Here is a 19,759-nt window from a genome sequence, read left to right on the forward strand (position 1 = left end):
AAACACAAAACGAATGTGGGAGCGAGCTTGCTCGCGAAGGGGTCATGTCAGTCGACATCATTGCTCGATGACACACCGCTTTCGCGAGCAGGCTCGCTCCCACAGGGGGATGACCTCAACCGCAGGCTGTCAGCTCAACAGCACTTCGGCCCACCCTTGCCACCGTAACGCGCTTCCTGACGTTCGCGGAAGAACATCTCGTAGCTCATTACCGGTTTGTCCGGGTGTTTGGTTTGCATATGCTCGACGTAGGTGTCGTAGTCGGGCATGCCGACCATCAGGCGCGCGGCCTGACCGAGGTATTTACCGAGGCGACTCAGGTCATTGAACATGGTGCAATCCTCTGTTTACGCGTCCGGCAGGGCCTGGAATGGCGATTCTTTATCCGTACGCTCTTTTTTGCCCCAGGCGGCGATGCCGACCTTGAGCGCATAGAACAGGATGCTGAAGACCACGAACAGGAACAGCGCGGTGAGCGTTGCGTTGGTGTAGGCGTTGAAGATCACGTGCTGCATCTGTTCGATGCTCTTGGCCGGGGCAATCACCTGGCCGGCGGCCAGCGCATCGCTGTACTTCTTGGCCAGCGACAGGAAGCCGATCGCCGGGTTGGCGTCGAACAGCTTGATGAAGCCTGCAGTGGTGGTACAGATCAGCAGCCAGGCGGCTGGCAGCAGGGTGACCCAGATGTAGCGCTGACGCTTCATCTTGATCAGGACCACGGTGCCGAGCATCAGCGCGATACCGGCCAGCATCTGGTTGGAGATACCGAACAGTGGCCACAGGGTGTTGATGCCGCCCAGTGGATCGATCACGCCCTGATACAGCAACCAGCCCCACATCGCCACACAACCGGCGGTGGCGATCAGGTTGGCGGTCCACGATTCGGTACGCTTGAGCGCCGGAACGAAGGAGCCGAGCAGGTCCTGCAGCATGAAGCGCCCGGCACGGGTACCGGCGTCTACAGCAGTCAGAATGAACAGCGCTTCGAACAGGATCGCGAAGTGGTACCAGAACGCCATGGTGTTTTCACCCGGCAGGACACTGTGCAGGATCTGCGCGATGCCGACTGCCAGGGTCGGCGCACCGCCGGCACGGGCGAGGATGGTGGTTTCGCCGATGTCGTGAGCCACCGCTTGCAGCGCCTCCGGCGTGATCGCGAAGCCCCAGCTGCTGACCATCTGCGCCACCGAAGCGACGTCACCGCCGACCACGGCGGCCGGGCTGTTCATGGCGAAGTACACGCCCGGCTCGATCACCGAAGCGGCAACCATGGCCATGATCGCCACAAACGATTCCATCAGCATGCCGCCGTAACCGATGTAGCGCGCGTTGGTTTCGTTATCCAGCAGCTTCGGCGTGGTGCCCGAAGAGATCAGCGCGTGGAAACCCGATACCGCACCGCAAGCGATGGTGATGAACAGGAAGGGGAACAGACCGCCCTTCCACACCGGCCCGGTGCCGTCGACGAACTGAGTCAGCGCCGGCATTTTCAGCTCGGGCATGGTCACCAGAATGCCGATCGCCAGGGCAATGATGGTGCCGATCTTGAGGAAGGTCGACAGGTAGTCGCGCGGCGCCAGAATCAGCCACACCGGCAACACGGCGGCGACGAAGCCGTAACCGATCAGCATCCAGGTGATTTGCACGCCGGTGAAGCTGAAAGCCTTGGCCCACACCGGATCAGCGGCAATCTGCCCACCGAGCCAGATCGAACCGAGCAGCAGCAACACGCCAATGACCGAGATCTCGCCAATGCGGCCCGGACGGATGTAGCGCATGTAGATGCCCATGAACATCGCGATCGGGATGGTCGCCATCACGGTGAAGATACCCCACGGGCTTTCAGCCAGGGCTTTCACCACGATCAGCGCCAGCACCGCGAGGATGATGATCATGATCAGGAAGCAGCCGAACAGGGCGATGGTGCCGGGGATGCGGCCCATTTCTTCACGCACCATGTCGCCCAGCGAACGGCCGTTGCGCCGGGTCGACATGAACAGGACCATGAAGTCCTGCACCGCGCCCGCCAGCACCACCCCGGCAATCAGCCACAGCGTGCCGGGCAGATAGCCCATCTGCGCCGCCAATACCGGGCCGACCAGAGGCCCTGCGCCGGCGATGGCCGCGAAGTGGTGACCGAAAAGAATGTGTTTGTTGGTTGGAACGTAGTCCAGACCGTCGTTGTTGAGCACGGCGGGGGTGGCCCGACGCGGATCGAGTTGCATCACATTGTTGGCGATGAACAGACTGTAGTAACGGTACGCAACCAGGTAGATGGCCACGGCCGCGACCACGATCCACAAGGCGTTGATCGCCTCTCCTCGGCGCAATGCCACTACGCCCAGGGCGCACGCTCCTACGATTGCCAGCACTAGCCAGGGTAAGTGGCGTAGCAGGCTATTATTATTTTTCATTTTATTATTCCAGCCAGGGTGGACAAGAAAGACAGCCACCCCGAGTTTAGCGCTTACGGCGCCAAAGGCCATACCCCGACGTTGGTCTAGACGCCTGGTTGATTGGCAGCCACCCAATGGTCGGGTCTATAGTCAGCGAACTCTTCCGAGGATTGCGCCATGAGCGAACACCCAGCCAATCGCCGTCGCTTCAAACGTATTGCGTTCGATGCCAGAACCGAGCTGAGTCAGGGCCACTTCATCTGGCCGGTGAAGTTGATCGACCTGTCGCTCAAGGGCTTGCTGATCGAGAAGCCGGAGCCGTGGCTGGGGGACAAGGAGCAGGATTTCTTCGTCGACATTCATCTGAGCGATGACGTGAATATTCAGATGGATGTGCATCTGGCCCACGAGGATCACGGGCAACTGGGGTTTGAATGCCGGCATATCAGCCTGGAATCGATCCAGCGCTTGCGGCGGTTGATCGAACTGAATCTGGCTGACGAAGCCGGGCTTGAGCGCGAACTCCGCGCACTGATCGAAATCTAGCCCCCAAATCGATCTGTGGAAACAACCGTGTGGTGAGGGGATTTATCCCCGATGGGGCGCGGAGCGGCCCTGATAAATCCGGGTCTGCTGCGCAGCCCATCGGGGATAAATCCCCTCACCACAGGTTTTCATTCAATCAAGGCAATGGCAGCTATTCGAAGAGTGCGTCGAGCGCTTGTTCCAGCCGGGTCACGGCAATGATCTGCAACCCCGGCGGCGCCTCCTTCGGCGCATTGCCCTTGGGCACGATTGCCCGTTTGAAGCCATGCTTGGCCGCTTCCTTCAAGCGCTCCTGCCCGCTCGGCACCGGGCGCACTTCGCCGGACAAACCGACTTCACCAAACACCAGCAAATCATGCGGCAACGGCCGGTTGCGCAAGCTCGACATCACCGCCGCCATCAACGCCAGATCCGATGCTGTCTCCAACACCTTCACCCCGCCGACCACGTTGAGGAACACGTCCTGGTCGTGGGTCGGAATACCACCGTGACGGTGCAATACCGCCAACAACATTGCCAATCGGTTCTGATCAAGGCCCAACGTCACGCGGCGCGGATTGGCCAGATGACTGTCATCCACCAGCGCCTGCACTTCCACCAGCATCGGCCGGGTGCCTTCCCACGTCGCCATGACCACACTGCCCGGGACTTCTTCCTGGGCACGGGTCAGAAAAATCGCCGACGGGTTGGAGACTTCTTTCAGGCCCTTGTCGGTCATGCCGAACACACCCAGCTCGTTGACGGCACCGAAACGGTTCTTCACCGCCCGCAACAAACGCAAACGGCCATCGGATTCGCCTTCGAAATACAGCACGGTATCGACCATGTGCTCGAGCACCCGTGGACCGGCGAGCGCGCCTTCCTTGGTGACGTGACCGACGAGGAAAATCGCCGTGCCGCTCTGCTTGGCATAACGCACCAGCAACGCCGCGCTCTCACGTACCTGCGAGACGCCACCCGGCGCTGATTGCAGTTGTTCGGTGAAAATGGTCTGGATCGAGTCGATCACCATCACCTTGGGCTTTTCCTGGCGGGCGGTGGCGATGATGGTTTCGATGCAGGTTTCGGTCATCACCCGCAGTTGATCCTGGGGCAGACCCAGACGCCGGGCACGCATCGCCACTTGCTGCTGGGACTCTTCGCCGGTGACGTACAGCGCCGGCATGCTCTTGGCGAGGTTGCACAGGGTCTGCAACAGAATCGTCGACTTGCCGATGCCCGGGTCACCACCGATCAACACCACCGAGCCGTCGACCAGACCGCCACCTAAGACCCGATCCAGCTCACCGGACGCGGTGGAGAAGCGCGGAATCTCCTCGATGCTGACTTCGGCCAGGGTCTTGATCTGCGCCTGCTGCCCGGCCCAGCCGGTACGCCCGGTGGGCGCCGTGGCCCCGCCGCTTTCGATCATGGTTTCGGTCAGGGTGTTCCAGGCGCCGCACTCGCCGCACTGGCCCGCCCACTTGGGAAAGGTTGCGCCGCACTCGGTGCAGCCGTACATGCGCTTGGCCTTGGCCATCTGGATCCCTCGGCAAAAACCGCGATGATAACGCAGCCACCGCTCAGCGCGGCGCGGCGGTACGGATTTCGCCGTTGGCCAGACGCGCGGCGCTATTGCCCAGCGGATCTTCGGCATTGAGATCGGCGCCTTTGGCCTTGAGCGCATCGAGCAGTTCGACACGCTTGAACAACCCGGCGTACATCGCCGCAGTCTGGCCTGCGCCGTTGCGCTGATCGGGGCTGCAATCAGTGGCCATCAACCGTCGGGCGATCTGAATCTCGCCTTTGAAAATCGCCCCCATCAACGCCGTGTTGCCACGCTGGTCCTGCGCGCAGGCATCAGCGCCCGCCGCCAGTAACCGGTCAACTGCCGCGTCTTGGCCGTGATACGCCGCCAGAATCAAAGCGGTGTAGCCCTTGCTGTCGCGCGTATCGAGGGAATAACCGGACTCGATAAAGGTCTCGAGCATCGGCACATCGCCACGCCGGGCGGCATCGAAATAGTAATCCTGCAACTGCGCCTTGATCGCCTCAGGGCTTTGCCCGGCCTGCGCTGTGAAGGACAGGCATCCGAACAACAGTAAAAGAAAGGCACGCATAAACGCTCTCCTTGGGCAGAACGGGGCCTGAATCAGGCCCCGCATGGCATGGCGTCGAGATCAGTCGACCAGTTTCGCCGCCAGCGCCTTGACCCGGCTCAGGTCTCCCTTGGCCACGTTGGTCACCCCGGTGCCGTATTCCGGATCGGCCTTATAAAGGAAGGACAGGATAATGTGCTTGCTCTCCTCATCGGCGGTCGCCAGCGAACCGCCGAAGCTGGCGATCAGATCCTGACGTTCCTGCTGGCTGAACGATCGATACAGATCACCGGCCTGTTTGAAGTTCTGCTCACGCTGAATCTTCGCCTGCTGGGTGCTGCCCGACAGTGCCAGCTGGCTGTAACGCGCGCTTTGCGGCTCTTCACGCGGTTGCAGGCGGCTTGGCTGATAGTTCACGCCAGACTGCGTGGCTGCAAAGTTCATCGCACCGTCCTGATTGCCATTGTTGACGGCAACTTTTGGCGCGTTGATCGGCAACTGCAGGGCATTGGCCCCCAGACGATACATTTGCGTATCGGCATAAGAAAACACTCGGCCTTGCAACAGACGATCTTCTGAAGGTTCGATACCCGGCACAACATTGGCCGGAGCCATCGCAACTTGTTCGGTTTCCTGGAACACGTTGGCTGGATTACGGTTCAACACCATTTGTCCAACTTTTCGCTCAGGAACATTTGGCCAGATCTTGGTAGCGTCCAATGGATCGAAATCAAACTTGGACAAATCTTGCGGATTCAGCACTTGGATGTACAAGTCCCATTTCGGGAAATCACCCTTGTTGATATGACTGACCAGATCATTAGTCATATGACTGTAATCCTTGCCCTGAACTTTTTCGACTTGTTCAGGTGTCAGGTTTTTGATGCCCTGCAAACTTTTCCAGTGAAACTTCACATAGTGCACTTCGCCTTTGGCGTTAACCAACTTGTAGGCATGCACGCCATTACCGTCCATCTCCCGATAACTGGCTGGAGTACCCGAATTGGAATACAGCTCGGTCAGCGTGCGAGTAGCTTCCGGCACATGGGAGAAGAAGTCGAAACGACGCGAGTCATCGTCAAGGTTGGTACGTGGATCGGGCTTGAAGGCGTGGACCATGTCCGGAAACTTGATCGCATCGCGGATGAAAAAGGTCGGGAAGTTGTTGCCCACCAGGTCCCAATTGCCGTCGGCGGTGTAGAACTTGGTGGCAAAACCCCGTGGATCACGCAAGGTTTCCGGTGAGTGGTTACCGTGTACCACTGCGGAGAAGCGCACGAACACTGGCGTCACCTGCCCGGCAGCGAACACCTTGGCCTTGCTCAGGTCGCTGAGATCGTTGGTCACCGTGAACGTGCCATGGGCACCGGTACCGCGGGCATGCACCACGCGCTCGGGAATGCGCTCACGATCAAAACGCTGGAGCTTCTGGATCAGTTGCACATCCTGCAGCAGCACCGGGCCGGTGGCGCCGGCGGTCTGCGAATTCTGATTATCGCCGACCGCTGCGCCGTTATCCCGGGTCAGGGGCGCGGCGTGCACGGAGAAGGTCAGCAAGCTGGCGGTAAGCACGCCGAGCGTACGGCGATGGGGAAAAGCCCCCAGTCCAAGAGTGGAATTCATATCAGGTTCCTCTGGTTTTTTTGGGCGCATCCAGGTGCGCCAACCAGAGGCTAGAGGGCTATGCCGGTGAACATAAATAGAAAGTTCGTAACCCGACGATTGAAAAAAATGGCTTTGCGATCAGCGATTTACAGCGTATTTCGCGCGCGATTAGTGGCACTTTGCAAACTAATCGTCGATTCATGTGTCGATAAAAACGGGCATTGTAAGAAGGTGTTTCGCGCAGGACGCGTTTTGCTGATTTACACTGCGTACACCAAACTCATCTGTAACAAGGAAATAACCTATGGGCGTGCTAAGTGAGTTCAAGGCCTTCGCGGTCAAAGGCAATGTGGTCGACATGGCCGTCGGTATCATCATCGGTGCCGCCTTCGGCAAAATCGTTTCGTCGTTTGTCGGCGACGTGATCATGCCGCCAATCGGCCTGTTGATCGGAGGGGTGGACTTCAGTGATCTGGCCATCACGCTAAAAGCCGCCGAGGGCAACGCCCCTGCCGTGGTCATGGCTTACGGTAAATTCATCCAGAGCATTCTGGACTTCGTGATCGTCGCCTTCGCGATCTTCATGGGTGTCAAAGCCATCAACCGCCTTAAACGCGAAGAAGCCGTAGCCCCTTCCCTGCCACCGGTTCCGACCAAGGAAGAAGAGTTGCTCGGTGAGATCCGCGACCTGCTCAAAGCCCAGAACAACCGGCCTTGACTGCTTGATGAATAAAGAACGGCGCCTGATGGCGCCGTTTTTTTACCAGTAGTTTTCCACCGCCACCTGTCCCGGCCGCCGCGTCAGGCTCAGGCTCATGTGGCGTTTCTTCAGCAATGCCCGGGTGTCGTCGATCATCTGCGGATTGCCGCACAGCATGACGCGCGAGTGCTCGGGGGCCAGTTCAACGCCGGCTTCACGCTCCAGCTCGCCGCTTTCAATCAGGCTGGTAATACGCCCATGCAAGGCACCAGGAAACTTTTCTCGGGTAACGGTGGGAATGAACTGCAGTTTATGGGCGTGTTCTGCCAGGTAATCACGCCTGGACAGCTCAGCAATCAATGACTGGTAGGCCAGCTCCCGGGCCTCACGCACGCTGTACACCAGAATGATCCGCTCGAATCGCTCCCACACTTCGAAGTCCTGCAGAATCGACAGAAACGGCGCAACCCCGGTCCCGGTGGATAACAGCCACAAATCCCGACCGTCGACAAACCGATCCAGCGTCAGGTAACCAAAGGCCTGGCGTTCCACCAGCAGGGTATCGCCGACCTGCAAGCGACTAAGTTCACTGGTGAATTCGCCACCCGGCACCACGATGGAGAAGAACTCGAGAAACTCGTCGAAGGGTGAAGAGACCATCGAGTAGGCACGCCAGACCGTGCTGCCATCAGTCTTGGTCACCCCCAGGCGCGCGAATTGTCCCGCGCGAAACCTGAAGCCCTTATCGCGCGTGGTGCGCAGGGTAAACAGACTGGGGGTCAAAGGCTGCACGTCGAGCAAGGTCTGGGCAGTAAATTTCTCTGCGCTGACAGTCATGGGGGCACTCCACAGAAAAGACCCTGACAGTCTCGCGCAAACTCAGAGCATAAACACCACTGGTTTTGTAATGACTTCCTATTCACGGAGCCCAGCTCAATGAGAAGTAAACTCATATACAGTTAATACAGCGTTATGCATAGCCACGTTGAATGACAGGTTAAATACAATGCGTTATTGACGAGTAAGAACTTTTCCGCCAACTAACGCCCCCCATAAGAGCAAAAAAATTCAACGCTGCGTGTAAGACCTGTCCTACACTCGATTGCGTGCATGATCCAATTGGATCCAAAAAAGCACCCCAGGAAAGACTCATGGAGAGTGAGTGATGGAAATGTGGAAGGAGTCGCAATTAAAGCAACTGACTTTAGCAAGGGAAATAGAGACTGCTTATCCGATCCTGCTGCGATTCGCTCAAAACATTGGATTCAATTTTTGTGCTATCTCATTGACACCAACCAATCGGAACGCTGACTTCAAAACTTTGCGAATCAATAACTATCCGAAGGAGTGGAATCAACTTTATGAAAAACAGAGCTACAGCAAAATCGATCCGGTAATAGCACACTGCAATCATTCGATGCTGCCGATTGTCTGGACCCAGGACGTGTTTTCGCAAACCTTGCCGCTATGGGATGCCCAACAGAAACATGGACTGCGTCACGGCTGGTCGCAGTCGTTTCACCATGAAGCCACCGGCCTGTGCAGTACGCTCAGCCTTGTCAGAAAAAATGGCCCACTGAGCCCGCTGGAGTTGTACGAGCATTTTGGCTACATGTTTTACGCGACCAGCCACCTGAGTGACCTGTTCGCCAAAACCTTGCCCAAACCGGTCAAAAAGCCCGCGCCCCCGCGCCTTTCACCGCGAGAACTGGAAGTGCTCAAGCTCTCGGCGCTCGGCAAGACGGCCTATGAGATTGCCAGGATCCTCTGCCTGAGCGAACGGACCGTGAATTACCACGTGCAAAACGTGATTCTCAAACTGAACGTCTGCAACAAGATTTCTGCGGTCATGGCTGCCAAGAGTTGCGGCCTTCTCGACATGCCTGCCCACTAAAAGCTGCGAGTATTTCAACGGAAAAAAACGTACCATTTGCGACCTTCCTGAGTGATGACGTGAACCTTGACGTTGTATTTCACTCGGACGGTTCCGCTGCGCGACGCCCTGGGCTGCGGGCCACCCGTTGATTAACCAGAGTTCCCGTACCATGCCCTTGCTCGAAACGCCCTTCGCCCAACTCGACCTGATCCGCCAGCCCGAGCAGCAGAATGAACCGCTGCAAGCGTTCGATGCGGCTGACGAATACCTGCTCAATCATCTGGCCGCGCAACAACCGGTGGCAGACACCCGGGTATTGGTACTCAATGACAGCTTCGGAGCGCTGGCGGCGAGTCTGGCGGGCAAGGTTCAGGTCAGCAGCAGTGGCGACTCGTTTCTGGCATTCCAGGGACTGGAAAAGAACCTGGTACGCAACGGCCTGGCATTTGATGCCGTGCGCGGGATTGCGGCCAGTGAGCCGTTGCTCGGGCCGTTCGACCGAGTGCTGATCCGCGTGCCCAAGACGCTGGCATTGCTGGAAGAACAACTGATTCGCCTGCAAGGGCAACTGGCACCTGGCGCCGAAGTGGTGGCAGCGGCCATGGTCAAGTATTTGCCGCGCGCAGCCGGTGATCTGCTGGAGCGTTACATTGGCCCGGTACAGGCTTCACTGGCGGTGAAGAAAGCTCGCCTGTTGATCGCGACGCCCGAGACCAAAGCTCCGGCGACCTCGCCCTACCCTTCGCGTTATCAACTGGACGAGCCGGCCATCGAATTGCTCAACCACGCCAACGTGTTCTGCCGTGAAGGCCTGGATATCGGCACCCGAGCCTTTCTCCCGCACCTGCCCAAGAACCTCGGCAGCGCCCGCGTCGCCGACCTTGGTTGCGGTAACGGCGTCCTGGCCATCGCCAGCGCCCTGCACAACCCCGACGCGCACTACACGCTGGTCGACGAGTCGTTCATGGCCGTTCAATCGGCCGCCGAAAACTGGCGCGCCGCACTGGGCGAGCGAGAAGTGATCGTGCGCGCCGGCGACGGTCTGGCCGGGCAGGAGCCGCAATCGCTGGACGTGGTGCTGTGCAATCCGCCGTTCCATCAACAACAGGTGGTGGGTGACTTCCTCGCCTGGCGCATGTTCCAGCAGGCCCGCGAGGCGCTTGTGGTGGGCGGTGCGTTGTACATCGTCGGTAACCGTCATCTGGGTTATCACAGCAAACTGGCGCGGCTGTTCCGTGGCGTCGAGCAAGTGGCAGCCACACCAAAATTCGTGATTCTCAAAGCCCGCAAGTAAAGCGTCAGGCAAAAAAAACCCTCCGCGGTACAGAGGGTCATAAATCCGTGCCCAAGGGCAGCGGGACGGGATGTTTCAGTGTGTGGTCAGACCGGCCGCGTTCATGAACAGGCGCATCAGGCTGGCGGCAATGAACAGCGCGCCGACGCTACCGATCCAGATCAGGGCCAACCAACCGAGCCGCTGCCACAGCGGCTTTTTTTCGGCTTCTTCAATCTCGTGCAGGGAATTTTTGCCGTTCATTGCATCGTTCCTCCGTTAAAGCGCGCTGTAGGAGCTGTCGAGTGAAACGAGGCTGCGATCCTTTGATCCTGATTTTCAAATCAAAAGATCGCAGCGTGCCGTAGCTCCTACACAGATTTCACACAGTTTAGTGGTAACCGTCTTCATGGGTGACCTTGCCGCGGAACACGTAGTAGCTCCAGAAGGTATAACCCAGGATGAACGGGATGATGAACAGCGTACCGACCAGCATGAAGCCCTGGCTCTGCGGCGGTGCGGCGGCGTCCCAGATCGAGATCGACGGCGGCACGATGTTCGGCCACAGGCTGATGCCCAGACCGCTGTAGCCGAGGAAAATCAGCACCAGGGTCAGCAGGAACGGCATGTAGTTGGCGTTGCGCGCCACCGCGCGAATCAAGCCGTACAGCGTCACCAGCACCAGAATCGGCACCGGCATGAACCAGAACAGATTCGGCATGCTGAACCAGCGTGTCGCGATCTCGGGGTGAGCCAGCGGCGTCCACAGACTGACGATGCCGATCACCGCCAACAGCACGAAGGCCAGCGGCCGCGCAAGGTTGTGCATCTGCTCCTGCAACTTGCCTTCGGTCTTCATGATCAGCCAGGTGCAGCCGAGCAAGGCATAGGCCACCACCAGCGCGGCGCCGCAGAACAGGGTGAACGGTGTCAGCCAGTCCAGTGAGCCGCCAGCGTATTGCCGATTGACCACCGGCAAACCGTCGATGAAGGCCCCGAGTGCGACGCCCTGGAAGAACGTCGCCGCCACCGAGCCGCCGATGAACGCCTTGTCCCACAGGTGACGCTTATCGTCCTTGGCCTTGAAGCGGAACTCGAACGCCACGCCGCGGAAAATCAACCCGATCAGCATGAAGATCAACGGCAGGTACAGCGCCGACAGCACCACCGAGTAGGCCAGCGGGAATGCGCCGAACAATGCCGCGCCGCCCAATACCAGCCAGGTTTCATTGCCGTCCCAAACCGGGGCAACGGTGTTCATCATTACATCACGGTCGGTCTTGCCCGGGATGAACGGGAAGAGAATCCCGATCCCCAGGTCGAAGCCGTCCATGACCACGTACATCATGATGCCGAAGATGATGATCACGGCCCAGATCAGCGGAAGATCAATACCCATGAGTCAAATCTCCTTTTCCAGGCTGCGCTGCGGGTCAGCGTCGGTGCCTTCGTCATCGGCCGCGGACAACGGCCGAGCCGGTGTGCGTTTCTGGCCTGGACCACCTTCGTTGGTTTCCTTGCCTTCGTCGGTTTTCGGCCCTTTGCGCACCAGACGCATCATGTAGCCGAGCCCCGCACCGAACAGCGCGAAATACACCACGACAAACATGATCAGAGTGATGCTCATCTGCATGAAGCTGTGGTTGGAGGACGCATCCGCCGTGCGCATCAGCCCGTAGACCACCCACGGCTGACGACCGATCTCGGTGGTGAACCAGCCAGCGAGGATCGCGATCAGGCCGGACGGCCCCATCCACAGCGCCAGATACAGGAACGGCCGCGAGGTGTAGAGCGAATCGCGCTTGCGCAGCCACAGGCTCCACAGACCGGTGAAGATCATCAGGAAACCGAGACCGACCATGACCCGGAACGACCAGAACACAATGGTCGAGTTCGGCCGGTCTTCAGGCGGGAACTCCTTGAGTGCCGGCACTTGCTTGTCCAGCGAGTGGGTCAGGATCAAGCTGCCGAGGTACGGGATCTCTACGGCGAATTTGGTTTTCTCTTCTTTCATGTCCGGCCAGCCGAACAGGATCAACGGGGTCGCTTCGTTGCCTTTGTTTTCCCAGTGACCTTCGATTGCAGCGATTTTCGCCGGCTGGTGCTCAAGGGTGTTCAGGCCGTGGAAGTCACCTATAACCGCCTGGATCGGCGCGACGATCAGCGCCATCCACATCGCCATCGACAGCATGGTGCGGATCGCCGGGTTGTCCTTGCCGCGCAGCAGGTGCCAGGCCGCCGACGAGCCGACGAAGAACGCCGTGGCCACGAACGCAGCGGTCGCCATGTGCATCAGGCGATACGGGAACGAGGGGTTGAACACGATGGCCAGCCAGTCGGTCGGGATCACCTGACCGTTGACGATCTCGAAGCCTTGCGGCGTCTGCATCCAGCTGTTGGAAGCGAGAATCCAGAATGTCGAGATCAGCGTGCCGATCGCCACCATCACCGTGGAGAAGAAGTGCAGTTTGCGTCCGACCTTGTTCCAGCCGAACAGCATCACCCCGAGGAAACCGGCCTCAAGGAAGAATGCCGTGAGCACCTCGTAGGTCAGCAACGGTCCGGTGACGGAACCGGCGAAGTCCGAGAAACGGCTCCAGTTGGTGCCGAACTGGTAAGCCATGACCAGGCCGGAGACCACACCCATGCCGAAGTTGACGGCAAAGATCTTCGACCAGAAGTGGTAGAGATCCCGGTAGGTGTCGTTATGGGTTTTCAACCACAACCCTTCGAGCACCGCCAGGTAGCTCGCCAGACCAATGGTGATGGCCGGGAACAGGATGTGGAACGAGATGGTGAACGCGAACTGAATTCGGGCGAGATCGAGTGCCTCTAAACCGAACATAAGTCTTCCTCTGTCAGGTAATACCGGCATTGGGGCTTGTGGCCCCTGCCTACTGCCCCCACGGATATGGAGTGCGGCGAATTCTGATTCGTTCTTTTTTAACAGCCATCGCAACGCAGGGAGTCTGGCCAACGGGCCACCAGAGCATGGCCCGGGAGGGTCTTGATCTGGATCAAGCAACGTTAAAAGAGTAGTCCCATTTCCGACGAAGAACGGCGTGGTCGTTTGCCGCGTGACAAGTTGCCTCATTGCCTGAGTAACGCTCTGAAAGACACTCCTCAGAGCTGCACGACCTGTAGTGAGGGGATTCATCCCCGATGGGCGGCGAAGCAGCCCCAGATGTTTCGTTGCGTCGTCAATTTTTTACGACTGCTGCGCAGCCGATCGGGGATAAATCCCCTCACCACATTGAGATGAGGTATGCCAGGGAGCGATAGATGTCTGGCTAACTAAATTTTTTGTCATAGCAACTTCCTGTTACAGACTGGTGATAACCTCGCCGTTCCCCTTCGAGCCAGACCTGCCTTCAGATGCCCAGCCAAGAGCCCCTGCTGTTACGTCACCATCGTCCGTTTCTCGCGTTCTGGTTCGCCCGGATCTTCACCGCCAGCGGTTTTCAGATGCTCACCGTGGCGATCGGCTGGAATCTGTATCAGTTGACCGGCAACGTGCTCGACCTGGGGTTGGTCGGGCTGGTCGAGTTCGCGCCACGGGTGCTGTTCATGCTGCACACCGGGCATGTCGCCGACCGCTATGACCGGCGTCGGGTCGCGGCGATCTGTCAGTCGTTGCAGGCGTTGATTGCCCTGGCACTGGCCATCGGCAGTGCGACCGACCACGTCACCCGGGAAATGATCTTTATCCTCGCCTTCCTGCTCGGGGCGGCGCGCTCCTTCGAAATGCCGACCACCCAGGCGCTGCTGCCGAGCATCGTGCCCAGCGCCCTGTTTCCACGGGCGGTCGCCGCAGCGCAATCGGCTCAACAGTCAGCCACCATTGTCGCCCCGGCCCTCGGTGGCTTGCTTTACGCGTTCGGCAGCGTCTGGGTCTACGGCCCGACGGTATTGCTCTACGTCATCGCTTGCACCTTGATGCTAAACCTGCCCGCCCGGCAAACACCGCTGAACAAAGGCAAGGCCACGCTGGATTCGTTGCTGGCGGGTATCCGCTTCATTCGCAGCCGGCCGGACATTCTCGGGGCGATCTCGCTGGATCTGTTCGCGGTGTTGCTCGGTGGCGCTACCGCGTTGCTGCCGGTGTTCGCCAAGGACATCCTGCTTACCGGGCCTTGGGGCCTGGGCCTGCTGCGCTCGGCGCCGGCGGTTGGCGCGTTGGGGATGTCACTGTTTCTGGCGCGATTTGCCGTAGAGCGCAATGTTGGCCGGGTGATGTTCACCGCCGTCGGCATATTCGGCGTGGCAACCATCGCCTTTGGCCTGTCGACCTCGTTCTGGTTCTCGCTGGGCGTGCTGGTGGTGCTCGGCGCGGCGGACATGATCAGCATGGTGATCCGCGCCTCCTTCGTGCAACTGGAAACCCCCGACGAAATGCGCGGCCGGGTCAGCGCAGTGAACGGCCTGTTCATCGGCGCCTCGAACCAGTTGGGCGAATTCGAATCCGGCCTCACCGCGCACTGGTTCGGCACCGTCCCGGCGGTGGTGATGGGCGGAATCGGCACGCTGGTGGTCACCGGGACCTGGATCAAACTGTTCCCGACCCTGGCCAAACGCGACCGGATGCATGTGCCGGTGGAAGAGGCGAAGGTCTGACTCTCGTCAAACCAACATCTCCCCCGCCACTTTCGCCCGCAACGCCTTGCCGCCAAGCTGCTCCACCAGCGTCAGGGCAAACGCCAGTGCGCCACCGGAGCCTTGGGCGGTGATGCAATTGCCGTCGACCACCACCGGTTGATCAACAAACGTACAGCCCGACAGTTGATGACTGGCACTCGGCAGGCAGGTCATGCGGCGTTGGCGTAATACGCCTGAGGCTTGCAGGGCGATGGCCGGGGCTTCGGCGATGGCGGCGAACAGGCGGCCGGCGCTGGCCTGGTCCTTGAGCAATTGCTGCAGCGGCTGATGCGCCGCCAGATGTTGTGAACCGACAACACCACCGGGCAAGACGATCAGGTCGAAGGTCTGCGCCAGCACATCAATCAGCATACCATCCGCCGTCAGGCGCGTGCCGCGCGCGCAGGTCAGCATGCGCCGGCCTTCGATGCTGGCCGCCACGACTTCGACGCCGGCGCGGCGCAGCACGTCGATCAGGGTTACGCTTTGCAGATCATCGATGCCCTCGGCGAGGGTAATCAGGGCTCTAAAGGTCATGGGCGCCATCCGCTGAGTGATCTTTAAAGCGTAGTCAGCTTTGCCTTGCCCTGTTCGATGACAGCCGTTACTTGATGTAAAGCTGGGTCGACATCGTGTTGCGTGGCGCGTTGATCGAGGTGTTGCTGAAACTGAAGGTGCCTTCCTGCTTGCCCGCCAGATCGAAGGTATACAACGAGCCAACGGTTTTGCTGCCGGGCGTGCACTCGGTCAGATTGCCGTTATCAAAAGCGCACACCGGCGCCCGGGTGCCGTTGACTTCAAAACCGTCCAGCGTGGCATGCGGCTGGTTCTGGCCATAGCCGACTTCCAGCACATACACCTTGATACTCGGGCCGCTGTGATTGCACTGGGTTTGCGGCTGGTTATCGGCAATGTCCTCCAGGCCACAGGCCGGCGACTGAACCTTGATCACTTTCACTTGCGTCAACGGTGGCGCCGAGGCTGCCAGCGCCGCCGTCGCCCCGGCCATCAGCCCGGCCATTACCCAGAAAGCCTTCATCCAGCGCTTGCCCATGTGATCGCGTTTCCCCGAAAAATTCAGCGCGCAGTATGGCGCAGATAACCCTGCGGCAAAACTTCGACGACGTTCGGCACCAACAACCGCCATATTCCTCACGCTGCTGGTATGATGCGCGGCTTTTTCCGGCCCACCACAAATTCCCAGGCGCTTGCGACGGTCTGTGCTTTGCTGTTGAGGTCGATACATTCACGGCGCCGCGCGCGCCACGGGGAGCAGACATGCTGGAAAGGCTGTTTCAACTCAAGGCACACAACACCAACGTGCGTACCGAGATTCTGGCGGGCGTCACGACCTTCCTGGCCATGGCCTACATTCTGTTCGTCAACCCGAGCATTCTCGGCGAGACCGGCATGGACAAGGGCGCAGTGTTCGTCGCCACCTGTCTGGCAGCCGCCATCGGCTCGACCATCATGGGCCTGATCGCCAATTACCCGATCGCGCTTGCGCCGGGCATGGGCCTGAACGCCTTCTTCACTTACACCGTGGTCCTGCACATGGGCCACACCTGGCAAGTGGCGCTGGGCGCGGTGTTTATCTCGGCGGTGTGCTTCTTCCTGCTGTCGATCTTCCGCATCCGCGAATGGATCATCAACAGCATCCCGCTGCCGCTGCGCTCAGCGATTGCCGCCGGTATCGGCCTGTTCCTGGCGCTGATCGCCCTGCACAACGCGGGCATCGTGGTCAGCAACCCGGCGACCATGGTCGGCCTCGGTGACCTGAAAGCCCCGGCGCCGATTCTCGCCACCCTTGGCTTCGCCCTGATCGTCGCCCTCGAAGCGCTGAAAGTGCGCGGCGCAGTGCTGATCGGCATTCTGGCAGTGACCATCATTTCCATCGCCATGGGCTTCACCCCGTTCGGCGGCGTGACCTCGATGCCACCGTCGCTGGCCCCGACCTTCATGCAACTGGACATCAAGGGCGCACTGGACATCGGTCTGGTCAGCGTGATCTTCGCCTTCCTGTTCGTCGACCTGTTCGACAACTCCGGCACCCTGATCGGCGTCGCCAAGCGCGCCGGCCTGATGGGCAAGGACGGCCACATGCCGAAAATGGGCCGTGCACTGATCGCCGACAGCACCGCGGCGATGGCCGGCTCGCTGCTGGGTACTTCGACCACCACCAGCTACATCGAATCCGCTGCCGGCGTGAGCGCTGGCGGCCGCACTGGCCTGACGGCGATCGTCGTGGCGATCCTGTTCCTGTTGGCACTGTTCTTCTCGCCACTGGCGGCCAGTGTTCCGGCATTCGCCACCGCACCGGCGCTGCTGTTCGTCGCCGTGCTGATGACTTCGGGCCTGGCGGAAATAGACTGGGAAGACATCACCGTCGCCGCACCGGTCGTGGTCACCGCGCTGGCCATGCCGTTCACCTACTCGATCGCCAACGGCATCGCCTTCGGTTTCATCTCCTGGACCGTGATCAAGCTGCTGTCGGGCCGCGCCCGTGAGCTGAACCCGGCGCTGGTGATTCTGTCGATTCTGTTTGTGATCAAGTTGGGTTGGTTCAACGCATGACTTTCGATTCCAAGGCCTACGCCACTCAGCTCGAAGACAAGGTCACGCGTTTGCGTGACCTGCTGGCCCCGTTCGATGCGCCAGAGCCGACCGTGTTCGACTCGCCGCTGCAGAACTTCCGCCTGCGTGCGGAATTTCGCCTGTGGCGCGAGGCCGGCGAACGGCACTACGCGATGTTTTCTCAGGACGACAAACGCACGCCGATCCTCATCGAAGAGTTCCCGATTGCCAGCCTGCGCATCAACCAGTTGATGCCGCAGCTCAAGGCGGCATGGCAGGCCAGTTCGGCGCTGAGCCACAAGTTGTTCCAGGTGGAGTTCCTGACCACGTTGGCTGGCGATGCGATGATCACCCTGTGCTACCACCGTCCGCTGGACGAGCACTGGCATGCGGCCGCGTCGAAGTTGGCGGCTGATCTCAACGTCAGCGTCATCGGGCGTTCCAAGGGCAAGCGCGAAGTCATCGGCCACGATTACGTGGTGGAAAAACTCGACGTCGGCGGTCGCACCTTCAGCTACCGTCAGCCGGAAGGCGCGTTCACCCAGCCCAACGGCACGGTGAACCAGAAAATGCTCAACTGGGCATATGAAGCATTGGGTGATCGCACTGATGACCTGCTGGAGCTGTACTGCGGCAACGGCAACTTCACCCTGCCGCTCGCCACCCGTGTGCGCAAAGTGCTGGCCACCGAAATCAGCAAGACCTCGGTCAACGCGGCACTGAGCAACCTCAGCGAAAACGCTGTGGATAACGTCACGCTGGTGCGTCTGTCCGCCGAAGAGCTGACCGAAGCGCTGAACGAAGTGCGTCCGTTCCGTCGCCTGCAAGGCATCGACCTGAAAAGCTACGAGTTCGGCAGCGTGTTCGTCGACCCGCCGCGCGCCGGCATGGACCCGGACACCTGCGAGCTGACCCGGCGCTTCGACAATATCCTGTACATCTCCTGCAACCCGGAAACCCTCGCGGCCAACATCGCCCAACTGCACGACACGCACCGCATCACCCGCTGTGCAATGTTCGACCAGTTCCCATGGACACATCACATGGAGTCCGGGGTGTTGCTGACCCGCCGTTGATGGCGAAGGCCGGATACGAGAAAGCCGCCGTGATTGACGGCTTTTTTGTTCCTGCTTACGGTGCAGTGTCGGTCTTACGTGGACGCCCGCCCTTCTTGCCATTTGCTCGTGCAGCTTCGGATTTTGCCGCACTGCTTTGACGACCGTTACGCGACGCAACCACCGAAGCCGCCATCCTCATGAGTGACGGGCTCGCCGAAATCATTCCGGAGATGGAAACGTCGAGGTCTTTGCCCTCGTGGCAAAGCGCAGTGCCTGCATAGCCGACTGTCAGGTTCGCATAATCGTCTGAATCAAACCCGTCGAACTCCGAATACTGGCTCACCGGTAGCAACACACCGCTGCCGTCTTCAAAACGAATGACCAGAGACGGGCTTTCAAAGGTCACAGAAACAGCCTGCAAGCTGCTAGCTTGGCGCGCTTCGCCACGTTTTATCGCGGCATCGAGCATTTCTTCCGTCAGCGGACGATGTACGGGCGGCTTTGCCTTGATGACTTTCATAAATCGATTTCAACTCCTGCCAGTTTGCCGAGCAATGTCAGAACAGTCTTGTCTGCTTCTGGTTCATAGCGCGCCGAACTGATCCTGTAGGTCGTAGCGGTGACCGGTTTCATCACGGGAACTTCGTTTGACTCGCAGTCCCACACCTGATTGTCTAGACAAACTGTCTGCAAGACTGACCACCAGATCCCTCGTGCGCGACGCAGATGAACAGGTTGCCCCAGTGATCGGCACAATCCTTCCAGCACCGCCAGCGGCGGTCGACGTGAAAGCGGCACGACATCCCACAGATCAATGTCGTTGTGCCAGAAACTGAACTGAAACCGGGCATTCCAGGCGCCTGCATTAACGTGAACATGTGGCGGGCAATGCTCATCTCGCAACATGATGCTTATCGACAATCCCTTGTAGTTGCATACTTTCATGCTAACCCATCCGTTAGGTTAATAAGTTTCAGGATTTGATTTTCCTTTCAAATCCGACGGCCGGTGCTGCACA

The 19,759-nt window shown here is 59.4% G+C and carries 20 protein-coding genes; 7 read left to right on the forward strand and 13 right to left on the reverse strand.

Going from position 1 to position 19,759, the window contains the following annotated elements:
• Window positions 1-134: 134 nt before the first annotated feature.
• The gene (locus tag JN524_RS20790; RefSeq protein ID WP_003228401.1) at window positions 135-332 is read right to left on the reverse strand and encodes a YbdD/YjiX family protein; all 198 of its coding nucleotides are present in this window, start codon (window positions 330-332) and stop codon (window positions 135-137) included.
• 15 nt (window positions 333-347) lie between these two features.
• Window positions 348-2,414, reverse strand: coding sequence for a carbon starvation CstA family protein (locus JN524_RS20795; protein ID WP_007963766.1), 2,067 nt, complete (start codon window positions 2,412-2,414; stop codon window positions 348-350).
• Between the two features lie 159 nt (window positions 2,415-2,573).
• Between JN524_RS20795 and JN524_RS20800 the strand changes: the two genes are divergently transcribed.
• Complete coding sequence (locus tag JN524_RS20800) at window positions 2,574-2,942, forward strand: PilZ domain-containing protein (protein ID WP_202370547.1); 369 nt, start codon at window positions 2,574-2,576, stop codon at window positions 2,940-2,942.
• A gap of 151 nt (window positions 2,943-3,093) precedes the next feature.
• Here JN524_RS20800 and radA read toward each other — a convergent pair whose 3' ends face one another.
• From radA to katB, 3 genes are read right to left on the reverse strand one after another with little or no spacing between them, the layout of a single operon-like run.
• The gene (gene radA, locus JN524_RS20805; RefSeq protein WP_007963764.1) at window positions 3,094-4,461 is read right to left on the reverse strand and encodes a DNA repair protein RadA; all 1,368 of its coding nucleotides are present in this window, start codon (window positions 4,459-4,461) and stop codon (window positions 3,094-3,096) included.
• Window positions 4,462-4,504: 43 nt separating this feature from the next.
• Window positions 4,505-5,041 carry an ankyrin repeat domain-containing protein gene (locus JN524_RS20810; protein ID WP_202370548.1) on the reverse strand — a complete coding sequence of 179 codons (537 nt, stop codon included), beginning with the start codon at window positions 5,039-5,041 and terminating at the stop codon, window positions 4,505-4,507.
• Between the two features lie 60 nt (window positions 5,042-5,101).
• Window positions 5,102-6,643, reverse strand: coding sequence for a catalase KatB (gene katB, locus JN524_RS20815; protein WP_202370549.1), 1,542 nt, complete (start codon window positions 6,641-6,643; stop codon window positions 5,102-5,104).
• Window positions 6,644-6,929: 286 nt separating this feature from the next.
• On the opposite strand from katB, the gene mscL reads away from it, so the two are divergent.
• Window positions 6,930-7,343 carry a large-conductance mechanosensitive channel protein MscL gene (gene mscL, locus JN524_RS20820; RefSeq protein ID WP_027612841.1) on the forward strand — a complete coding sequence of 138 codons (414 nt, stop codon included), beginning with the start codon at window positions 6,930-6,932 and terminating at the stop codon, window positions 7,341-7,343.
• Window positions 7,344-7,385: 42 nt separating this feature from the next.
• Here the strand turns inward: mscL and JN524_RS20825 are convergent, their stop codons facing one another.
• Entirely contained in the window at window positions 7,386-8,162 is a 777-nt protein-coding gene (locus tag JN524_RS20825; RefSeq protein WP_202370550.1) for a ferredoxin--NADP reductase, read from the reverse strand.
• A 328-nt stretch (window positions 8,163-8,490) separates the two neighbouring features.
• Between JN524_RS20825 and JN524_RS20830 the strand changes: the two genes are divergently transcribed.
• Both JN524_RS20830 and JN524_RS20835 read left to right on the forward strand, forming a co-directional pair.
• A complete protein-coding gene (locus JN524_RS20830) occupies window positions 8,491-9,219 on the forward strand; it encodes an autoinducer binding domain-containing protein (protein WP_202370551.1) in 729 nt (242 codons plus the stop codon).
• A 151-nt stretch (window positions 9,220-9,370) separates the two neighbouring features.
• Window positions 9,371-10,495, forward strand: a complete 1,125-nt coding sequence (locus JN524_RS20835; protein ID WP_202370552.1) for a methyltransferase — start codon at window positions 9,371-9,373, stop codon at window positions 10,493-10,495.
• A 75-nt stretch (window positions 10,496-10,570) separates the two neighbouring features.
• Here the strand turns inward: JN524_RS20835 and JN524_RS20840 are convergent, their stop codons facing one another.
• From JN524_RS20840 to JN524_RS20850, 3 genes are all read right to left on the reverse strand, one after another.
• On the reverse strand, window positions 10,571-10,738 hold the full coding sequence (locus JN524_RS20840) for a DUF2474 domain-containing protein (RefSeq protein WP_202370553.1): 168 nt from the start codon (window positions 10,736-10,738) through the stop codon (window positions 10,571-10,573).
• A gap of 127 nt (window positions 10,739-10,865) precedes the next feature.
• The gene (cydB, locus tag JN524_RS20845) at window positions 10,866-11,873 is read right to left on the reverse strand and encodes a cytochrome d ubiquinol oxidase subunit II (protein ID WP_007963753.1); all 1,008 of its coding nucleotides are present in this window, start codon (window positions 11,871-11,873) and stop codon (window positions 10,866-10,868) included.
• Window positions 11,874-11,876: 3 nt separating this feature from the next.
• Window positions 11,877-13,319 carry a cytochrome ubiquinol oxidase subunit I gene (locus JN524_RS20850; protein WP_202370554.1) on the reverse strand — a complete coding sequence of 481 codons (1,443 nt, stop codon included), beginning with the start codon at window positions 13,317-13,319 and terminating at the stop codon, window positions 11,877-11,879.
• 530 nt (window positions 13,320-13,849) lie between these two features.
• Here JN524_RS20850 and JN524_RS20855 point away from each other — a divergent pair.
• Window positions 13,850-15,088 carry an MFS transporter gene (locus tag JN524_RS20855; RefSeq protein ID WP_202370555.1) on the forward strand — a complete coding sequence of 413 codons (1,239 nt, stop codon included), beginning with the start codon at window positions 13,850-13,852 and terminating at the stop codon, window positions 15,086-15,088.
• A gap of 6 nt (window positions 15,089-15,094) precedes the next feature.
• Here JN524_RS20855 and JN524_RS20860 read toward each other — a convergent pair whose 3' ends face one another.
• Window positions 15,095-15,646, reverse strand: coding sequence for a DJ-1 family glyoxalase III (locus JN524_RS20860; RefSeq protein ID WP_166497165.1), 552 nt, complete (start codon window positions 15,644-15,646; stop codon window positions 15,095-15,097).
• 67 nt (window positions 15,647-15,713) lie between these two features.
• The gene (locus tag JN524_RS20865) at window positions 15,714-16,163 is read right to left on the reverse strand and encodes a DUF4879 domain-containing protein (protein ID WP_202370556.1); all 450 of its coding nucleotides are present in this window, start codon (window positions 16,161-16,163) and stop codon (window positions 15,714-15,716) included.
• 224 nt (window positions 16,164-16,387) lie between these two features.
• On the opposite strand from JN524_RS20865, the gene JN524_RS20870 reads away from it, so the two are divergent.
• Together JN524_RS20870 and trmA are read left to right on the forward strand one after the other, a co-directional pair.
• Window positions 16,388-17,683 (forward strand): NCS2 family permease, encoded by a 1,296-nt coding sequence (locus tag JN524_RS20870; protein WP_007963748.1) that lies wholly within the window; start codon window positions 16,388-16,390, stop codon window positions 17,681-17,683.
• Window positions 17,680-18,759 (forward strand): tRNA (uridine(54)-C5)-methyltransferase TrmA, encoded by a 1,080-nt coding sequence (gene trmA, locus JN524_RS20875; protein WP_202370557.1) that lies wholly within the window; start codon window positions 17,680-17,682, stop codon window positions 18,757-18,759. Before JN524_RS20870 ends, trmA begins: the two co-directional genes overlap by 4 nt.
• Before the next feature lie 55 nt (window positions 18,760-18,814).
• Here trmA and JN524_RS20880 read toward each other — a convergent pair whose 3' ends face one another.
• Both JN524_RS20880 and JN524_RS20885 read right to left on the reverse strand, forming a co-directional pair.
• On the reverse strand, window positions 18,815-19,261 hold the full coding sequence (locus JN524_RS20880) for a DUF2442 domain-containing protein (protein WP_202370558.1): 447 nt from the start codon (window positions 19,259-19,261) through the stop codon (window positions 18,815-18,817).
• The gene (locus JN524_RS20885) at window positions 19,258-19,686 is read right to left on the reverse strand and encodes a DUF4160 domain-containing protein (RefSeq protein ID WP_202370559.1); all 429 of its coding nucleotides are present in this window, start codon (window positions 19,684-19,686) and stop codon (window positions 19,258-19,260) included. The genes JN524_RS20880 and JN524_RS20885 overlap by 4 nt, the downstream gene beginning before the upstream one ends.
• Between the last annotated feature and the right edge of the window lie 73 nt (window positions 19,687-19,759).

This window comes from Pseudomonas sp. MWU318, assembly GCF_016756945.1.
Lineage (GTDB): Bacteria > Pseudomonadota > Gammaproteobacteria > Pseudomonadales > Pseudomonadaceae > Aquipseudomonas > Aquipseudomonas putida_A.

What these genes read in the sequence shown, in the direction of transcription:
- JN524_RS20790 (WP_003228401.1), bottom strand. Translation starts at nt 332, where the DNA reads ATGTTCAATGACCTGAGTCGCCTCGGTAAATACCTCGGTCAGGCCGCG.
- JN524_RS20795 (WP_007963766.1), bottom strand. Translation starts at nt 2,414, where the DNA reads ATGAAAAATAATAATAGCCTGCTACGCCACTTACCCTGGCTAGTGCTG.
- JN524_RS20800 (WP_202370547.1), top strand. Translation starts at nt 2,574, where the DNA reads ATGAGCGAACACCCAGCCAATCGCCGTCGCTTCAAACGTATTGCGTTC.
- radA (WP_007963764.1), bottom strand. Translation starts at nt 4,461, where the DNA reads ATGGCCAAGGCCAAGCGCATGTACGGCTGCACCGAGTGCGGCGCAACC.
- JN524_RS20810 (WP_202370548.1), bottom strand. Translation starts at nt 5,041, where the DNA reads ATGCGTGCCTTTCTTTTACTGTTGTTCGGATGCCTGTCCTTCACAGCG.
- katB (WP_202370549.1), bottom strand. Translation starts at nt 6,643, where the DNA reads ATGAATTCCACTCTTGGACTGGGGGCTTTTCCCCATCGCCGTACGCTC.
- mscL (WP_027612841.1), top strand. Translation starts at nt 6,930, where the DNA reads ATGGGCGTGCTAAGTGAGTTCAAGGCCTTCGCGGTCAAAGGCAATGTG.
- JN524_RS20825 (WP_202370550.1), bottom strand. Translation starts at nt 8,162, where the DNA reads ATGACTGTCAGCGCAGAGAAATTTACTGCCCAGACCTTGCTCGACGTG.
- JN524_RS20830 (WP_202370551.1), top strand. Translation starts at nt 8,491, where the DNA reads ATGGAAATGTGGAAGGAGTCGCAATTAAAGCAACTGACTTTAGCAAGG.
- JN524_RS20835 (WP_202370552.1), top strand. Translation starts at nt 9,371, where the DNA reads ATGCCCTTGCTCGAAACGCCCTTCGCCCAACTCGACCTGATCCGCCAG.
- JN524_RS20840 (WP_202370553.1), bottom strand. Translation starts at nt 10,738, where the DNA reads ATGAACGGCAAAAATTCCCTGCACGAGATTGAAGAAGCCGAAAAAAAG.
- cydB (WP_007963753.1), bottom strand. Translation starts at nt 11,873, where the DNA reads ATGGGTATTGATCTTCCGCTGATCTGGGCCGTGATCATCATCTTCGGC.
- JN524_RS20850 (WP_202370554.1), bottom strand. Translation starts at nt 13,319, where the DNA reads ATGTTCGGTTTAGAGGCACTCGATCTCGCCCGAATTCAGTTCGCGTTC.
- JN524_RS20855 (WP_202370555.1), top strand. Translation starts at nt 13,850, where the DNA reads ATGCCCAGCCAAGAGCCCCTGCTGTTACGTCACCATCGTCCGTTTCTC.
- JN524_RS20860 (WP_166497165.1), bottom strand. Translation starts at nt 15,646, where the DNA reads ATGACCTTTAGAGCCCTGATTACCCTCGCCGAGGGCATCGATGATCTG.
- JN524_RS20865 (WP_202370556.1), bottom strand. Translation starts at nt 16,163, where the DNA reads ATGGGCAAGCGCTGGATGAAGGCTTTCTGGGTAATGGCCGGGCTGATG.
- JN524_RS20870 (WP_007963748.1), top strand. Translation starts at nt 16,388, where the DNA reads ATGCTGGAAAGGCTGTTTCAACTCAAGGCACACAACACCAACGTGCGT.
- trmA (WP_202370557.1), top strand. Translation starts at nt 17,680, where the DNA reads ATGACTTTCGATTCCAAGGCCTACGCCACTCAGCTCGAAGACAAGGTC.
- JN524_RS20880 (WP_202370558.1), bottom strand. Translation starts at nt 19,261, where the DNA reads ATGAAAGTCATCAAGGCAAAGCCGCCCGTACATCGTCCGCTGACGGAA.
- JN524_RS20885 (WP_202370559.1), bottom strand. Translation starts at nt 19,686, where the DNA reads ATGAAAGTATGCAACTACAAGGGATTGTCGATAAGCATCATGTTGCGA.